15 protein-coding genes and 1 tRNA gene are annotated in these 17,240 nt (G+C 35.1%); 15 read left to right on the forward strand and 1 reads right to left on the reverse strand.

Annotation, left to right across the window (positions count from 1 at the left end; genetic code table 11):
* Positions 1 to 46 precede the first annotated feature (46 nt).
* From ES724_RS04560 to ES724_RS04620, 14 genes are all read left to right on the forward strand, one after another.
* Positions 47 to 1,960 carry an ABC-F family ATP-binding cassette domain-containing protein gene (locus tag ES724_RS04560; protein WP_146930178.1) on the forward strand — a complete coding sequence of 638 codons (1,914 nt, stop codon included), beginning with the start codon at positions 47 to 49 and terminating at the stop codon, positions 1,958 to 1,960.
* Between the two features lie 771 nt (positions 1,961 to 2,731).
* Positions 2,732 to 3,862 (forward strand): efflux RND transporter periplasmic adaptor subunit, encoded by a 1,131-nt coding sequence (locus ES724_RS04565; RefSeq protein WP_146930181.1) that lies wholly within the window; start codon positions 2,732 to 2,734, stop codon positions 3,860 to 3,862.
* Between the two features lie 2 nt (positions 3,863 to 3,864).
* Positions 3,865 to 7,068, forward strand: a complete 3,204-nt coding sequence (locus ES724_RS04570; protein WP_146930184.1) for an efflux RND transporter permease subunit — start codon at positions 3,865 to 3,867, stop codon at positions 7,066 to 7,068.
* Positions 7,055 to 8,383, forward strand: a complete 1,329-nt coding sequence (locus ES724_RS04575) for a TolC family protein (protein WP_146930630.1) — start codon at positions 7,055 to 7,057, stop codon at positions 8,381 to 8,383. The genes ES724_RS04570 and ES724_RS04575 overlap by 14 nt, the downstream gene beginning before the upstream one ends.
* Before the next feature lie 384 nt (positions 8,384 to 8,767).
* Positions 8,768 to 8,950: a CPXCG motif-containing cysteine-rich protein gene (locus ES724_RS04580; RefSeq protein ID WP_146930187.1), complete on the forward strand. Its 183-nt coding sequence runs from the start codon at positions 8,768 to 8,770 to the stop codon at positions 8,948 to 8,950.
* Between the two features lie 81 nt (positions 8,951 to 9,031).
* Entirely contained in the window at positions 9,032 to 9,385 is a 354-nt protein-coding gene (locus tag ES724_RS04585; RefSeq protein ID WP_146930189.1) for a SpoIIAA family protein, read from the forward strand.
* 21 nt (positions 9,386 to 9,406) lie between these two features.
* Positions 9,407 to 9,760: a SpoIIAA family protein gene (locus ES724_RS04590; RefSeq protein WP_146930192.1), complete on the forward strand. Its 354-nt coding sequence runs from the start codon at positions 9,407 to 9,409 to the stop codon at positions 9,758 to 9,760.
* Between the two features lie 124 nt (positions 9,761 to 9,884).
* Positions 9,885 to 9,957 (forward strand) — tRNA-Met (locus ES724_RS04595).
* A 527-nt stretch (positions 9,958 to 10,484) separates the two neighbouring features.
* Positions 10,485 to 11,705, forward strand: coding sequence for a primase-helicase family protein (locus ES724_RS04600; RefSeq protein WP_246136819.1), 1,221 nt, complete (start codon positions 10,485 to 10,487; stop codon positions 11,703 to 11,705).
* Positions 11,706 to 12,091: 386 nt separating this feature from the next.
* Positions 12,092 to 12,982 carry a toprim domain-containing protein gene (locus tag ES724_RS04605; protein WP_146930198.1) on the forward strand — a complete coding sequence of 297 codons (891 nt, stop codon included), beginning with the start codon at positions 12,092 to 12,094 and terminating at the stop codon, positions 12,980 to 12,982.
* Positions 12,983 to 13,095: 113 nt separating this feature from the next.
* Positions 13,096 to 13,392, forward strand: coding sequence for a mobilization protein MbpA (mbpA, locus tag ES724_RS04610; RefSeq protein WP_146930200.1), 297 nt, complete (start codon positions 13,096 to 13,098; stop codon positions 13,390 to 13,392).
* Positions 13,389 to 14,024, forward strand: coding sequence for a relaxase/mobilization nuclease domain-containing protein (locus ES724_RS04615; RefSeq protein WP_246136820.1), 636 nt, complete (start codon positions 13,389 to 13,391; stop codon positions 14,022 to 14,024). The genes mbpA and ES724_RS04615 overlap by 4 nt, the downstream gene beginning before the upstream one ends.
* A gap of 43 nt (positions 14,025 to 14,067) precedes the next feature.
* A complete protein-coding gene (locus ES724_RS16685; protein WP_246136821.1) occupies positions 14,068 to 14,256 on the forward strand; it encodes a hypothetical protein in 189 nt (62 codons plus the stop codon).
* Between the two features lie 12 nt (positions 14,257 to 14,268).
* The gene (locus ES724_RS04620; protein WP_146930203.1) at positions 14,269 to 14,718 is read left to right on the forward strand and encodes a DUF6730 family protein; all 450 of its coding nucleotides are present in this window, start codon (positions 14,269 to 14,271) and stop codon (positions 14,716 to 14,718) included.
* Between the two features lie 374 nt (positions 14,719 to 15,092).
* Here the strand turns inward: ES724_RS04620 and ES724_RS04625 are convergent, their stop codons facing one another.
* Entirely contained in the window at positions 15,093 to 16,205 is a 1,113-nt protein-coding gene (locus ES724_RS04625; RefSeq protein WP_246136822.1) for a chloride channel protein, read from the reverse strand.
* A gap of 587 nt (positions 16,206 to 16,792) precedes the next feature.
* Between ES724_RS04625 and ES724_RS04630 the strand changes: the two genes are divergently transcribed.
* Positions 16,793 to 17,227, forward strand: coding sequence for an RrF2 family transcriptional regulator (locus ES724_RS04630; protein WP_146930206.1), 435 nt, complete (start codon positions 16,793 to 16,795; stop codon positions 17,225 to 17,227).
* The last annotated feature ends 13 nt before the right edge of the window (positions 17,228 to 17,240 follow it).

A 17,240-nucleotide genomic window follows, 5' to 3' on the forward strand; every position in this document is an offset into this window, starting at 1 on the left:
AGTAATGCAAAAATAGGCATCTTTGCAAAAAATTTAGAATAATATAATGCTTAACATTCATAATTTATCTATTTCATTTGGAGGCGAGAGTTTATTTGATGAAATTACCTTTAGACTTGGCGCCGGAGATCGCGTAGGACTTATTGGTAAGAACGGGGCGGGAAAGTCTACAATGCTTAAAATCCTTTCTGGGGAACAAGAGGCAGATACAGGGCAAATAGCTAAAGACAAGGAACTTAAAATAGGTTTCTTAAAACAGGATATAGATTTTATTCAAGGTCGTACAGTGATCGAAGAGGCGCAACAGGCGTTTGTGGAGATCAAAGCGATGGAGAAGAAGATAGACTTTATCAATGAGCAATTAGCTACCAGAACCGATTACGAGAGTGACGAATACACTCAAATAATCCAAGATCTTAGTGAGATTACTCATCAATATGAAATTATTGGTGGATATAATTACCAGGGAGAAACTGAAAAAGTACTTGTTGGACTTGGTTTTGAGCGTGATAAATTCGACAAACTTACCGATACTTTTTCTGGAGGTTGGAGAATGCGTATAGAATTGGCTAAGCTTTTGCTACAGAGCAATGACATTTTATTGCTGGATGAGCCAACTAACCACTTGGATATAGAATCTATTATCTGGTTGGAATCTTTCTTAACCAATTATCCTGGGTGTGTGATCATTGTATCTCACGATAAGATGTTCTTAGATAATGTTACCAATAGAACTATTGAGATCTCTCTAGGGAAGATCTACGATTATAAAAAACCATATTCGGAATATTTAGTTTTACGTCAGGAATTGAGAGAGCAACAATTAGCTTCTCAAAAAAACCAGGCAAAACAAATTGAACAAACCGAAAAATTGATTGAAAAATTCCGTGCTAAAGCTTCCAAGGCATCTATGGCACAATCCTTAATCAAGAAGTTAGATAAGGTAGATAGAATAGAGGTAGATGAAGATGATAATGCCGTAATGAATTTACGTTTTCCTATCTCTTTGCAGCCAGGGAAAATTGTAATAGAGACGGAAGAGGTTGGGAAAGCATACGGAGAGGTGCAAATATTAGAGGATATAGACCTTCTGATAGAAAGAGGCAGTAAGATCGCTTTTGTTGGACAAAACGGACAAGGTAAAACCACACTGGCTAAAGTAATAGTTGGAGAGATTGGGCATACCGGTAAACTGAAACTTGGACATAACGTACAGTTAGGGTATTTCGCGCAGAATCAGGCAGACGAGTTGGATGGTGAAAAGACGGTGCTGGACACGATGATAGACGCCGCTACAGAGTCTACTAGAAGTAAAGTAAGAGATATGTTAGGCTCGTTCCTGTTTAGAGGAGACGAGGTAAGTAAGAAGGTTAAAGTTCTATCTGGTGGAGAAAGAAATAGATTGGCACTATGTAAATTATTGCTTCAGCCATTTAATGTGCTTATTATGGATGAGCCAACCAACCACTTAGATATCAAATCTAAAAATGTTTTAAAAGAAGCGTTAAAAAGTTTTGAAGGAACCCTTATAATTGTTTCTCACGATAGAGATTTCCTTCAAAATTTAACACATTCTGTTTATGAGTTCAAGGATAAAAAGATTAGAGAATATTTAGGAGATATAGATTTTTATCTGGATCAGCGTAATGTTGAAAACATGCGTGCTATCGAAAAAAGAGATAAAGTTCAGAAAGAAGTATCTAATAATTCCAATTCTAAGCAATCTTATAATGATCAGAAAAAGTTTAAATCTCTTCAGAATAAACTAAGCAATACCGAAGCTAAAATAGGTAAGCTGGAAAAGGAATTAAAGGTGAAGGATGAGGAAATGGCTACAAATTATAAAGCCGCTGTCGCTAAGCCTCATTTTCTTGAAAATTATAAGAAGAAGAAAAAGGAAATAGAGCAATTAATGAAATCTTGGGAACAGTTACAAGAGGAGTTGGAGCTCATATCTTAAGCTTCTTATGATTGATCATCCGTGTTTATATTATTAGCTCAGGAAATTAAATGATTTAATCCCTCATTGAGGGTTTAACCCGCCTGACCGGCTGGGCAGGTTCCCCGAGGCCTGCCCGAAACATTCAGGCGGGCTTGCCTCGAATTTTTAAAAGTATTTTCCTCCCGAACCATCGGGACATACCTCGTGGGCCCGCCCGTACTGTTCGGGCGGGCCCACGAGGTTCTTGATTTATTTTGTCTGCCTGAGACCCGTAATAAAAAATTATCTATCGGAGGTTTTGACATATGATTGTTCCTAGTAGGTTTATCTTCTTAAGAAATTCTTTTTTGCAAGTGTAGTAGTTCCACGGCGTAAAATTTTCGAAGCCTTGGAGAAAATTTAGCCGTGGAAGTACGGTTCTAATTATGCGGTAGCATAATTGGAAACACCTACAAAAAAGTGTCCTTTTTTTGGTTCGTTTTTTTGGACACGCAAAAAAATGAACAATCTTAAAAATTAAACAGATCTTTACAGACCAGAGGGAGTGTGTTCCAGATTCTTGGAATTACGTCAATGGTAGCACTTTAGCTATCACTCATGACAAACTAAAGTCGAAGGGTCAAAAAAACATTTCGATTTTAGCCTGCATTGAGCGAAGGGGAAATACTCGATTGACAATTAAAAATATTAGTGGTGCATTAGAGGATTTCGACTTTTATGATAATTAAAAGGATTGTTAATTAAACGCTTTATACTTTTACCAGTCTAAGGTGTAATTAAAAGTCAATAATGCGTAAAATAATCCTTTCCATCCTAGGAGTTGTTCTTGTTATAGTTGCCATTTTTGTTGCCAAAGCAATTATAGAAAGCAATACTAAAGAGAGACCTCCTGCTAAAAAAGTAATTAAAACTGTTTATGTGCAAACGGTTAGCAATGGGACGGTTCCTATTGTGATTCCTGCAAATGGTACTGTTACTGCTTTACAAAGAACCTCCCTTTTTTCTGAAGTAGAGGGCATCTTTAGAAGTAGTTCCAAACCTTTTAGACCTGGTCAAGAATACTCGCGAGGACAAGTGCTCTTAAGAATTGATGCTGCAGAATATGCGGCTAATGTGCGGGCTTCCAAAAGTGAGTTGTATAATAAGATCGCTGCAGTAATGCCAGATCTTCGGCTAGATTATCCAGATGTCTATCCAAAATGGGAAACTTATTTAAATAACTTTGATGTTAATAAAAGTTTAGCTCCACTTCCAGAATCTTCTTCAGATCAAGAGAATTATTTTATTTCAGGACGAGGGATCGTTTCTGGGTATTATAATATCAAGAATCAAGAATCCAGACTTAATAAATTTACAATTGTAGCACCCTATAATGGAGTGCTTACAGAAGCAATCGTTACAGAGGGATCTTTGGTAAGACCTGGTCAAAAACTAGGAGAATTCATAGATCCTTCAGAATATGAATTAGAAGTTGCGGTAAGAAAATCCTTTAGTGATCTTTTGCAAGTAGGTGAGAAAGTTGCTCTTAAAAATCTTGAAGGAACTCAGCAGTTTCAGGGCGAAGTAAGCAGGGTAAACAGCAAGATAGATGCGAACTCTCAAACAGTACAGGTCTTTATAAAGATCAAAGATGCTAAAGTTAAAGAGGGAATGTATCTGGAAGCTAATTTGGAAGCAAGAAACGTAGAAAATGCGCTATCCATAGCTAGAAATCTGTTGGTAGATCAAGATAAAGTGTATGTTGTAGAAAACAATACGCTGCAATTAACAGAGATAGATGCCGTACATTTTTCATCTGAATCTGTTGTAATCACAGGCTTGGAGAATGGTGCGAAACTAATCTCAGCTCCGGTTCCTGGAGCCTTTGTAGGTATGCCAGTGGAAATAAGTGATAATTCTAGTCTAGTAAAAACCAACTAATTGTGAGAAAGATAATTAGTTATTTTATAAAGTATGAGGTTGCGGTAAATGTTTTGATCTTCGCTTTCGTCATCTTTGGATTGATTGGGGTATTTAATATGAAGTCTTCCTTTTTTCCTTTGGTAGACTCTAGGATCATAACTATAAATGTTGCTTATCCAGGGTCTTCTCCAGAAGAGATAGAAGAAGGAATTATCCTTAAGATAGAAGATAATTTAAAAGGCTTGGTAGGGATAGACCGAGTAACCTCTACTGCCAGAGAAAGTGGTGGATCTATCACTGTAGAAATTGAAAAAGGGGAAAACATTGATGCACTTCTAGCCGAAGTTAAAAATGCAGTAGATAGAGTGCCGAATTTCCCCACTGGAATGGAGCCTTTGGTAGTTGCAAAACAAGAACAAGTAAGGTCAACTATCAGTTTTGCCGTTAGTGGAGAAAATATTCCTCTCGCAACTTTGAAAGAGATTAGTCAGCAAATAGAAAATGATCTTCGGGCGATAGACGGAATTTCTCAAATTACTATTTCAGGATTTCCTCAGGAAGAAATAGAAATTGCGGTAAGTCAGGATGATCTTTTGGCTTATAATCTTTCTTTTGAAGAAGTGGCCGCAACTGTCGCCAATGCTAACATACTTACTACAGGAGGAACTATAAAGACCAATGCAGAGGATTATCTAATACGAGCTAATAATCGTTCTTATTACGGAGATGCATTAAACGATCTTGTGGTAAGAGCTAGTCCTTCTGGACAAACAGTTCGTTTGGGTGATATCGCAGAAATCAGGGATCGTTTTTCTGAAACACCTAATGCTTCCTATTTTAACGGAAACAATTCAGTAAATATCCAAATAAGCAATACGAACAGCGAAGATCTAGTGTCTACTGCAGAGAATGTTCGTGAATATGTTGAAGATTTTAATGAGAAGAATACCAATGTTAGGCTAGATGTAGTAAGTGATTCCTCAATTACTCTGGATCAGCGAACCATGCTGTTATTAGAAAATGGCTTTATAGGGATTTTATTAGTGCTCTTCTTTTTGTCCTTTTTTCTAAATACCAGATTAGCTTTTTGGGTAGCTTTTGGATTGCCGGTGGCATTTTTAGGAATGTTCATTTTTGCTCAACAATTTGGAGTTACCATAAATGTGTTGTCTCTATTTGGAATGATCATAGTGATCGGGATTTTAGTGGATGATGGAATAGTTATTTCAGAAAACATCTACCAGCATTACGAAATGGGTAAATCTCCCGTAAAAGCTGCTATAGATGGAACAATGGAGGTAGTGCCTCCAATTATTTCAGCAATTTTAACTACTATCCTTGCCTTTGGTACTTTCTTATTTCTGGATAGCAGGATTGGAGAGTATTTCGCAGAGGTCTCAACGGTAGTTATATTAACCTTAGCGGTTTCCTTGGTGGAAGCTTTAATTATTTTGCCTGCTCATATTGCACATTCCAAGGCTTTAAAAAGAGATCCAGAAAACGGAACCGAGGAGAAAAAGGGAATGGCCAAAGTTTTTGATAAGCTAAGGGGATTCAATAGAACTGGTGATAAAATAATGACTTATTTAAGAGATAGGATCTATAGTCCTGTTCTAAAATTTGTTTTACACCAACAGGTATTAAGTTTTTCTGTTTTATTGGTATTCCTTATTCTTACAATAGGAGCCATTGGTGGTGGTTGGATAAGGGTTACCCTATTTCCAAGTATTGCCAGTGATCAAGTTTCTATAGATCTTTTAATGGCAGAGGGAACTAATCCTGCTAAAACAGATTCTATAATCAGTATGGTAGAAGCGGCTGCATGGAGAGTAAATAAGGATTATTCTGAAAAGCAAACTGGTAAGAAACAGGTGGTAGAAAATATAATAAAGAGAGTTGGACCTGGAAATAATAAGGCTTCTTTACAAGTAAATCTATTGCCAGGAGAAGAGCGTGATTTTGGATCACCAGAAATTACCAACTCAATTAGAGAGGAAGTTGGGCCGGTGTTTGGTGTGGAAAGTCTCACGTTTGGTTCTGGAGGAAATTTTGGTGGAAGTCCGGTTTCGGTATCATTACTTGGAAATAATATTTCTGAATTGGAAGCCGCTAAGGAAGAGCTTAAAATCATCTTAGAAAATAACTCCTTGCTGAAGGATGTTACAGATAGCGATCCAAAAGGTATAAAGGAAATAGATATTAAACTGAAGGATAACGCGTACGCATTGGGATTAGATCTTAACAATGTGATGAGGCAGATTAGAAACGCATTCTTTGGTGCTCAAGCACAGCGTTTCCAACGTGGGCAAGATGAAATTAAGGTTTGGGTTCGCTACGATCTGGAAGCAAGATCGTCTATCACCCAGTTAGATGACTATAGATTGATTACTCCTTCTGGAAATCGTGTTCCATTCAGGGAAATAGCGACTTATGAAATTGTTCGAGGAACCGAATCTATAAGTCACTTAGATGGGAAAAGAGAGATTCGTGTAAGTGCCGATATGGAAGATCCCAACGGGTCTGCTACAGATATTTTGCAGGATATTCAGGATAACATAATGCCAGACCTTCTTGCACAATACCCATCTTTATCTGTTTCTTATGAAGGACAGAATCGGGAAGCTGGTAAACTAAGTAGTTCTGCAAATAAAGTACTACCAATTGTATTATTTCTTATTTATGCAACTATTGCATTTACTTTCAGAAGTTACAGTCAGCCTTTATTATTGATGCTTATGATCCCTTTTAGTATAATTGGAATAGCATGGGGACACTGGATACACGGTTTTCCAATAAACGTGCTTTCGGCTTTGGGTATTATAGCTCTCATCGGGATCATGGTGAACGATGGCTTGGTCTTTATTGGTAAATTCAACAGCTTTTTGGTAGAAGGAATGAAGTTTGAAAAGGCGCTTTATGAAGCCGGACGTTCTAGATTTCGAGCCATATTTTTAACTTCAATAACTACTATTGCAGGATTAGCTCCCTTAATTTTCGAAAAGAGCAGGCAAGCACAGTTCTTAAAACCTATGGCAATTTCTATTGCTTACGGAATTGGAATTGCAACTGTACTTACATTGCTTTTACTACCCTTATTTATTTCCATAAGTAATAATATCAAAGTGGGTAGTATTTGGTTGGCTACTGGTAAAAAAGTTGATAATGAACAAGTTGAAAGAGCTATTAAAGAACAAAAAGAAAAAGAAGTTCATGAAGCACATTAATAATTCTCTATTATTCTTTTTGATCATTCTCTGCGGAAGAAGTTTTGGGCAAACCACAGTGCTTACCAAAGATGAAGCGATCACAAAAACTTTGAAAAGTAATTATGGGATTCAACGATCTCAAAATTTAATTGAAATAGCCGATAATAACCAGGGTATTTTAAATTCCGGATATCTACCTAGTTTAAGTGCAAACGCAGGAGCTAATTATAGTAATGAAAATATTGAAGCCCAATTTCAAGATGGGGAGCCTCGAATTTTAAATGGTGCCGAGACTAAACGCTATAATGCTTCCCTTAATTTAAATTATACCTTATTTGACGGTCTGGGAAGACTTTACAATTATAAGCAGTTGAAAGAGCAATACAAGTTAACCGAACTGGAGGCAAGGGAAACCATTGAGAATACCATTTTACAATTGCTCAGTGTTTATTTTGAAGTGGCTAGATTAACAGAGAATGTGACTGTTTTAAATGAAACCTTAGATATATCCAAACAGCGAATTACAAGAGCACAATACCAATTTGATTACGGGCAAACTTCAAGATTGGGAATATTGAATGCTGAAGTAGATGTAAATAATGATAGCATTGCATTATTAAACACACAACAGCAGCTGGAAAACACCAAAAGAGACCTGCTTGTGATACTAAATGAACCGGAAACGGAACTTAGAGATGTAGCTATTGATACTACAATTAATTTTTTGTCTGAACTTGAGCTGGAAGATTTTATAAAGACTGCGAATTTGAATAACGTTAGCCTTTTGCAAGCAGAGAGTAACCTGTTAATATCAGATTACGACATCAAGGTTAGTAAGTCAGGATATCTTCCTAGCCTGGGCCTTACGGGTTCTTATGGTTGGAACAATAGCAATCTTCCATCTACGTCTTTTGTGCAAACAAATACTACAGATGGATACTCGGCAGGATTAAATTTAAGCTGGAGTCTTTTTGACGGAGGAAGAACGATTACCAATATTAAAAACGCTGAAATTAGGCTAGAGAATCAGCAGTATTTAAAAGAGCAGGTAATTTTAGAGGTGCAGCGGGATATAGCAAACTCTTGGGGGAATTACCAAAACAAGCGATATATTTATGAAGTCCAGGAGAAGAACGTATTAACAAATGAAGATAATTTTAATAGATCTCAAGAGCAATTCAAACTTGGGCAAATATCTTCTATAGAATTCCGTCAGGCTCAAATTAATTTGCTCAATGCAAAAACAAATAAGAACTTAGCTAAATATGATGCTAAATTTGCTGAGCTTCAGGTATTACAATTAACCGGGCAGCTTTTAAATTTAGAATTTTAATCCATCATTGGGTTTAATTACTCGTCTAAATAGCTTCTGGGATGCCTCGAAATTTTAAAATTATTTTCTAAATCCTTAGCTCGTGGACCTGTCCGTATTTCGGGCGGGCTTACCCCGAGTTTCTTGATTTTATAATAATATTGTCCGATAAAAAAAATCAGGATTTCGGTGAGGCTAGAAGTAATGCGGATTGAGACTGTTTTCAATGTTTAGGAGCTTGCTATTGGAACACAGAATTATTTTTTCCTTTTTGAAAAATCTATACATATTAAGATGTTAGTTTTCAATTAGTTAGGTCTTACGTCTTAAATCTAGCAGCGCAGCGATCTTATATCTTTTGTCGGACGACAATGATTTTATAACTTTTAATTAAAATATTTTTATATGCTAGAGCACGAATTTCAATGTCCGTATTGCTGGGAGAGCATAACCATGTTATTAGATACTTCTGTAGCTCAGCAAACTTATGTGGAAGATTGTGAAATATGTTGCAACCCTATTGAGATACAAGTTGTTTTTGAAAATAATGAATTACATGCCTTTGAAGCAAATGATATAGAGCAATAGTTAAAAATTACCAAATATTAATGAATATTCAATTAAATAGTTAAATTTATAATTATTAGTAATATTTATTCATTTTCTATTATGATCTCCACTTTCGAACTTGGAAATAATGTTGTAGGGCTTATAATAAATAGGGATATTGAAAAGGGAAACCTTGAAGAGGTTCATAAAATTATTTTAAAAAGAATTTCTGAATCCGGAAAAATCAATATTTTTTGTGAAATCGCTCAGGACAAAAATGTCGCTTTTAAGTGCCTTATGGAAGAATTGAGTTTCAGACATGACAATTCTAATAACATAGATAAATTAGCGATAGTTACGGATCTTTCCTGGTTAAGGGGAGTGATGAATATAAATGATTTTATGGTTCATACCGAAATTCGTTCATTCGAAATAAAAGATCGTCTCGAAGCCATACAGTGGATTTCTGACTAATTAATTTTTAAATCAATTAAAATGATCTCAACTTTTGAGTTTGCAGATAACGTTGCTGGAATTTTAATAAAAGAAGATCTCACCTCAGAGATCATGGAACAGGTACATCAATTAATCTTGGAGCAAGTAAATTTTGATGAAAAGATCAATTTATACGTTGAAATAGAGGATGGATTGCATGTTTCTATGCCGGCTTTCTTTAAAGATGTGACTTTTAAATTCAAGAATTCGGCAAAATTTAATAAGATCGCCGTCGTAACCAATCTCGATTGGTTTCAGAATATGATGGAAATCAAAGACTTGCTTATGGAAGCAGATGTGAAGAGCTTTACGATCGAGAACAGGCTAAAAGCGATAAGTTGGATTGCTGAATAATTTTTTTAAAAAACCTTTGCAGAAGTAGAAAAGCGTTGTATATTTGCCATCCGATAGCGCAGCATAGAAGGAATATGAAGAGCTGAAAAATCGAAAAATTTGACATTTTGAAATCACGATATATCGCGGGATAGAGCAGTAGGTAGCTCGTCGGGCTCATAACCCGAAGGTCACTGGTTCGAGTCCAGTTCCCGCTACTAGGAAAGACAAGGCTTCACAGAAATGTGGAGCCTTTCTTGTTTCTAATAGGTACAACATTCTACCATTATCATAAATCGATTTATTTTGATTCTAAATGATATCTTTTCATATCATCGTTTATGAAAAATCAATAAAATCATAGTCTTCGATCATATTTTTCAATTAGCTGCATCCAATTTTTTATCAAGCATTTAAAAAACTTTTTCTTCAGAAGTGAATTAATTTCCTGATTTGAAAAGTAATTTCACTTAGGCAAGCTTAAAACAAATTTCACTTTCTGCTGTTTTTTCTTCTTTTTCAAAATTATCAAAAATTCAAAATCGATCATTTAGCAACATCTAATATTCTCAAACGTTATGAATTAACTTTTTTTATATCAAATTGCACTATTCTCAACCAAACTAAATGTTTAATCAATATTATTCAATTAATATTGATTTTAATTATCTTTAATCGATGATTTGTCAGTACATTTTTTATCTCATAATTTTTAAATTTGATTTAAAAGAACTGTTTTAAGCTGATGACATTCCAGATTCAGATGAAAATTGAAAGCACATACATAAGAGTAGGGGTCAGTTATTATAAAATAGTTGAAGCACCAACAATTGCTGGACAGATAAATGAAATATTGGTATCCTGGAATGTTGAAACTATTAGGCAGGATCACGGAAAAACATTTTTGGCAAGTATTCCGAAATTTGATGGCTTTACTTGTATCCCAGATCATTTAAATTTCCAATCTACCTATAATAACTTCTACAATACGTACTCTCCGCTGAGTCATAAAGTCTTGAATAGTGATTGTCCAATATCTCTCGATTTTGTACAACATATTTTCGGGGATCACTTTGAACTAGGCCTTGATTACTTGCAACTCTTATATACAAAACCAATCCAAATACTTCCCATTCTTTGTCTTGTATCCCGGGAACGATCCACAGGTAAAAGCACATTTTTAAAATGGCTAAAACAGATCTTTGAAAATAATCTGACCTATCTCACCAATGAAAGTTTCAGCAGCCAGTTCAATTCCGATTGGGCAAATAAGTTACTGATTTGTATCGATGAAGTCTTGTTCAATAAAGAAGAGCTCACCGAGCGGATCAAGTATTTAAGCACGACCAATTATAATAAACTCGAAAAGAAAGGAATAGACAGAAGGGAAGTAGAATTTTTTGGCAAATTTATACTTTGCAGTAACAACGAGGAAAACTTTATAAAAATAGATCATCACGAAACCCGGTTCTGGGTTTTAAAAATTCCTACGGTTAAAAAGGAAATTACTGGTTTTTTAGAGGCATTGGAAAAGGAAATTCCCGCGTTTTTATATTTACTTCAGAATAGATCGCTACATAGTCCGCATCAAACGCGCATGTGGTTCACACCCAAACAAATTGAAACCCCCGCCCTGACTAAACTGGTTCAGAATAACCGAAACAGGGTAGAGAAAGAACTAGCCAGTATTCTACTTATGGTAATGGAGGATCATGATCTCGAAGAAATTAAATTCTGCCCGATGGATATATTAAATGCTTTGAGCAAAACAAGAATCAGAACAGATTTGACCCAGATACGGAAAATTCTAAAGAAAGACTGGAAACTTGAAAATATAGCCAACTCCAACCGCTACCAAAAGTTCACGCTTTGGTCAGATGGCAGTACGAATCTTTCAGATGCTAAAGGACGCTATTTCACTACAAATAAAATTTTCCTCTTAGAGAATTTTGAAGATCAAGATTAAGACGGAATTATAGAAATAAAAAGAGAAATGATGAATTGATGACAAAACGATGACAGGGAAACCCTTGGTTTCAGAAGGGGTTTCAGAGGTTGTCATCGTTTCATCAAAATGAAGTTGATTTTTCTGGTAAACACTTTACAAATTCTCTCTTTTTTTGATGAAACGATGACAGAATCATTTTAGACCAGTAATAATAAGGCTTAAGGCTGTCATCGTTTTGTCATCAAACTGTCATCAAAAAAAAATGATGACAAAAAAAGATGAAAATAGGTGCACCATCAAAGAAGCACATTTCTAGATAAAAAAAATGCTGTTGAAAAAAAAATAAATAGGATTTTCTAATAAATAATTTAAATCAAGTAAATAAATAATTAAAGCAAAGAGAAATGAACTTAAGAAGAATAACCTGCGAAAGAGCCCGAAATCTATCCATCGTAAAAACGCTGGCCAGATTTGGGCACTTTCCAAACAGGACAACGGAGAAAGAAGCCTGGTTTCTGAGTCCCCTTCGGTCAGAAACGCAGGCCTCTTTCAAGGTTTCTTTGATTTTGAACAGATGGTATGACCATGGAACAGGAAAGGGCGGAAACGGGCTGGATTTGATTGTGGCAATGAAAAAGTGTTCGGTTAAACAAGCCCTGGAGCTTCTAAGCAACGAAAAGAATCTTTTTTCTTTTCAGCAGCCAATTTTAAAAAAGGAAAACGCGCCAAAAATTGAAGTTATCGAAGTGAAACCAATACAACATCAGGCATTGATTCAATATATGAGTTCCAGGAAGATTAGATTACCAATAGCGCAATTTTACTGTAACGAAATTGAGTACAGCTTTAAGGGAAGAAACTACTTTGCCTTGGGACTTAAAAACCATTTGAACGGATGGGAACTTCGGAATAAATTCTTTAAAACATCTATTTCCCCAAAAGCATATACCTATTTGAACAACAATTCAGATCATCTGATAATTTTAGAAGGTATGTTTGACCTGTTATCGATGGCTGAATTATATTCTGATGAAGTTACAAATTCAGATGTGATTGTTTTAAACTCGCTTTCTTTTCTAGAACAAGTTTCCTATTTGTTTGAAAATTATAAGGAAGTTGATCTGTATTTGGATAATGATTCAGCGGGAATGAAATATTCGAAAGACTTAATAAGTCACTATGCAAACGTAAAAGATAAAAGCAAATTATTTAAAGGCTATAAAGATCTCAATGAAATGTTGATATCAGTCAAAAGGATAAAAAAAGTGAAATCTGAAATACAATTAGAAATGTAAAAGCCACAAGGGAGATTTCATTTGGGATAGCAAAGCAAGATGTGTCATTGTCATGACAATCTTGCTTTGCTCCCGGAGGTTGCAAAGTATTTTTTAAAAAGGGAAAAGAAAAAATGAAAAGGGAATACATCCAGATACGCTGCTCGATCTACGAGAAGAAGCTACTCAAAAACAGAGCGGCCAAAGCAGGAATTTCCCTATCAGAATATTTGCGATCCACGGCTTTTCAGAAAAATATAGTAGAAAGGATTACCCAAGAGCAGTTAGAATGTTATCAGCTACTTGTACGATACAAAAACAACTTCAGCCGAATCAGCAATATGTTTAAAAAGGGCAATCCAAAACTTGCCAAAGAAGTAAAACAGTTAGCCGAAGAAATAAGAAATCACCTTAAAAATTTCAGTAAATGATTGGCAAGGGACATTCCATAGCAAGAACAGGAGCCTCTATAGATTATGGATGGAATCAGGAAAAGGATGCCGAAGTTGTCCTAAAGGAATACTTGGCTGGGGATACTCCCCAAGAAATCACAGAAGAGTTTAAAATCATCCAGTCGCAAAATGAGCGATGTATCAATAATACACTAAGTTTTATTCTAAGTCCCACTATTGAAGATGGAAAAGACTTAAGCGTAAAAGACTTGGAAGAAATTTCTAAAAAGTTTTTAAAGGAGATGAATTTACAAAACAACCAATCCATTGGGTTTGTTCACCGAGATAAAGAACATACCCACGTGCATATCTATACCAACCGAATCGGTTTTGATGGAAAGGCTTACAATGACAGTTTTATTGGAAAACGTAGTCAGTTAGCTGCAGATAATGTAGCAAAAGAATTAGGTCTAACAAGAGTTAGAGAAGTGCAACAAGAAAAATTACAGGAACTACAACCCCAGCGATTGGCAATTAAACAGATCCATGACCGGGTATTGGAATCCAGGCCGAAATCACTAGATGAATATATTAATAAAATGAAGGAACACAAAGTAACAGTAATTCCAAGTATCAACAAATCAAATCAGTTGCAAGGGCTTCCGGTTTGAATATAAAGGGATCAACTTAAAAGGAAGTGATGTTCACAGATCTATGACTGGAGGTAAACTCATTGGAGAAATCACTAGAAACTCAGCATACACAAGAATGAAAGAAGTACCCAGCAGTTTAAAATTGATGGATAAAACAGTTCAAGTCAGCACTAATATGGCAGCAAGTATAGCTAAAAGCTTAGTGAAACAAGTAATAAAGAGAAGCTTGGATACTGGAATAGGATTTTAAAAAATTAAAGGAATGAAAAAGCTAGACGAAATTATGGAACTCATGGCCGATGAGATGGCCGACTTTAAAGTAGCAATTTTGGAACTCGAACTGCTTTCAAAACAACTCTTAAAAATAAGTATTCCGATTACAACAGAAGCACTCGAAAAGAACCTGAACATTTTCTTGGAGAAACAGGAAGAACAAAACCGGTTAAAAGATGAAGTTCTCAAAGAGATAGAGAAGAAGCTAAAGCATGCCAGGTTAATTCCGAATTACCTGTTGATTTTGTTCGCGACTCTGGGAATAATAGTATTAGTACTGTTGGGTTATTTTGGATATACAACAAAAACAGCAGAGAAAGAAAAGTTTGAAATGTATAGAATAATCTTGGAATCAGAGAATGATGGTTATCAGCAATATTTTTCTGAAAATCCTGAAGTTAAAGATGATTATAACCAGTGGATGGCAGCTAAACAGTAAGCTTTGTCATGACAATTAAGCTTGACGCAAATTTTACTAAATTTACAGTAAATGCCTCCGTAACCCCTGTAAAATGGTAATTTTTTACTGTAACCCAATCGAGATATGTAGAATGCGCCCTATGCTGTTTTTATTTAACGCTTAACTTCCCGTACGCTATAAAAACAGCACAGGATCCACGCGCAAGTTAGTTATGGTAGATATGGGGCTATTAAGAAAATATGTACATTAAGTGCCCCCCCCCCCGATTACACTATCGAAAAAAAATATAGGTCAAATCTGATCTGTAATGCAGCTCGTGGAATGCTCTGATTTGTTAAAATTTTTCGCACACATCAAATCAATTTCAAACACTCTTCTAATTTGTAATACGTTCAAAAGTTTGATTTTCCCATTTGTGAACTTATAAAAGGAATTTTTGGTGCTAAAAAGTATCCTGTTAGGCTTGCGAATAATATGGGTATGAAATAGGTGAACCCTGTAAGAGTTGCGAGCAAGATCGTAGTGCTCATGGGAGTTCGCGTAACACAGGCATTTATTGCAGCCATGCAAGTGATTACTGCCAAGGATAAATTTGTCTGAGGAAATATTTGATGAATAATTAACCCAAGACTAGCACCTACAAAAAATAATGGAATAATAAAACCACCTCTCCATCCAGAAGTTACTGTAATTGAGATTGCTACTATTTTAAAAAATAAAATTAGTAGTAGAAGGTTTATATTAAGTTCATTTGATAAAAGTTCATTTATTTCATGATGACCAAAATATCTGGTGATTGGGAGATAATAAGATATAATTCCAAGTAAAATTCCACCAATTAGAGTTTTAATATATATTGGGATGGGGCGTCTTTCAAATAGGAATTTGAAAAACTTCACACAATAAATAAATCCCCATCCAATAGCGGTAGCGGCAATCGCAAAAATAATTGCTATTCCAAAATCAAAAACACCAGAATATTCATAAGTTGGAAGAGCCCAAGTGGCACCGAGTCCAAGATGTACGATTAAAGCAAAAATGACATAGCTAAAGCTACTTGCAACTAAGGCAGGAATGATTGCTTTGTAATATTCTAGCGCATGTTTATGATGCAAAATTTCTAATGAAAATAAACTTCCTCCTAAAGGAGCACCAAATAAAGCCGTAAATCCAGAAGCCATCCCAGCAATACTTAAAGACCTCAATTCTTCTCCTTTTAGTCTAAATACTTTACCAAGCCAGGTACCTGTTGAACCTGTTACCTGTACCAATGGTGCTTCAGGTCCAAGACTGCCTCCGGAAGCAACACATAATAAGGATGACAAGATCATAGAGGGATTATTCTTGGGGTCAAGTTTTCCTTTATTGAATTTAATGTTATCAACAATCAAATGAATTTCTCCTGGGTCACCAATAAAATGAATTATTAACCCAGCTAAAAGCCCACAAATAGACATAACGGGTATAACTTCCCAACCCTCAAAAACAGCAATTTTATGCGTCAAATACTCAAGAATAATCCAATATACCCCAGCGATAAGCCCACCGAGAAGTCCTAGAAGAGCCCATAATAAAAAAGTCCGACTAATACGAACGGATTAAATCTAATTGGTTGATCTAAAATATTTAGATATGTTATTAATTTTCGCCTTCGTTTCAGTTTCACTTTTTTGGCATCAATTTTAGTAGAAGTCTTTTATTTAAAACAGTTTAGATAACATAATTAAAAAAATATCATCACATTCTATAGACTTAATACTTACATTTAGAAGTGTCCAAAAATAGCACTTTATGATTGATAGCAAATTATTTAATTTCAAACTGTGAAGCTAGTCTAAGAACAAATTTATTTTTCTCAATAAGACTGAAAGTTTAGAGAAGCACAAATTTTCAGAAAAAACTTCATTAAAAATATAGAATTCAATTAGAGTATTAATTACAGTGTGTTCTTTTTTAACTAATTCTCTTCTTGTTTTTCCATAGCATGTTAGGACTATTTGATACATTTAGTTTAAACTATATTAATAGATTCTGATATTTTTGTCCGAATTTAAAAAAGTTTTATATTTGTGCACATTTTAAATAAATTTTAATGTTTTCGAAAGCTTGTGAATATGGAATAAAGGCTTCTACCTATATTGCACTGCAATCTTTGCAGAATAGGAGGGTAAGCTTAAAGGAAATTGCAGAAGAAATTAATTCTCCTGTAGCTTTTACTGCAAAAATATTACATCAACTTGCCAAAAGTGATGTGCTAAAATCTAACAAAGGACCATCAGGTGGATTTGAAATACCTAAAGTTAAGATTGATACGCTTATGTTAAGTGAGATTGTTTTTGCCATTGACGGAAACTCTGTTTACGAAGGTTGTGCCTTGGGATTTAATGAATGTAATTCCAAAATACCTTGCCCACTACACGATAAATTTGTTGATATTAGAGACGAGCTTAAAAATATGCTTACAAAAACTAGTTTATATGAACTAGCAACCGGGTTGGAAGTAGGTTTGACATTTTTAAAACGGTAAAAAAATTAAGCAA

This window comes from Gillisia hiemivivida, from assembly GCF_007997295.1.
GTDB classification, from domain to species: Bacteria; Bacteroidota; Bacteroidia; order Flavobacteriales; family Flavobacteriaceae; genus Gillisia; species Gillisia hiemivivida.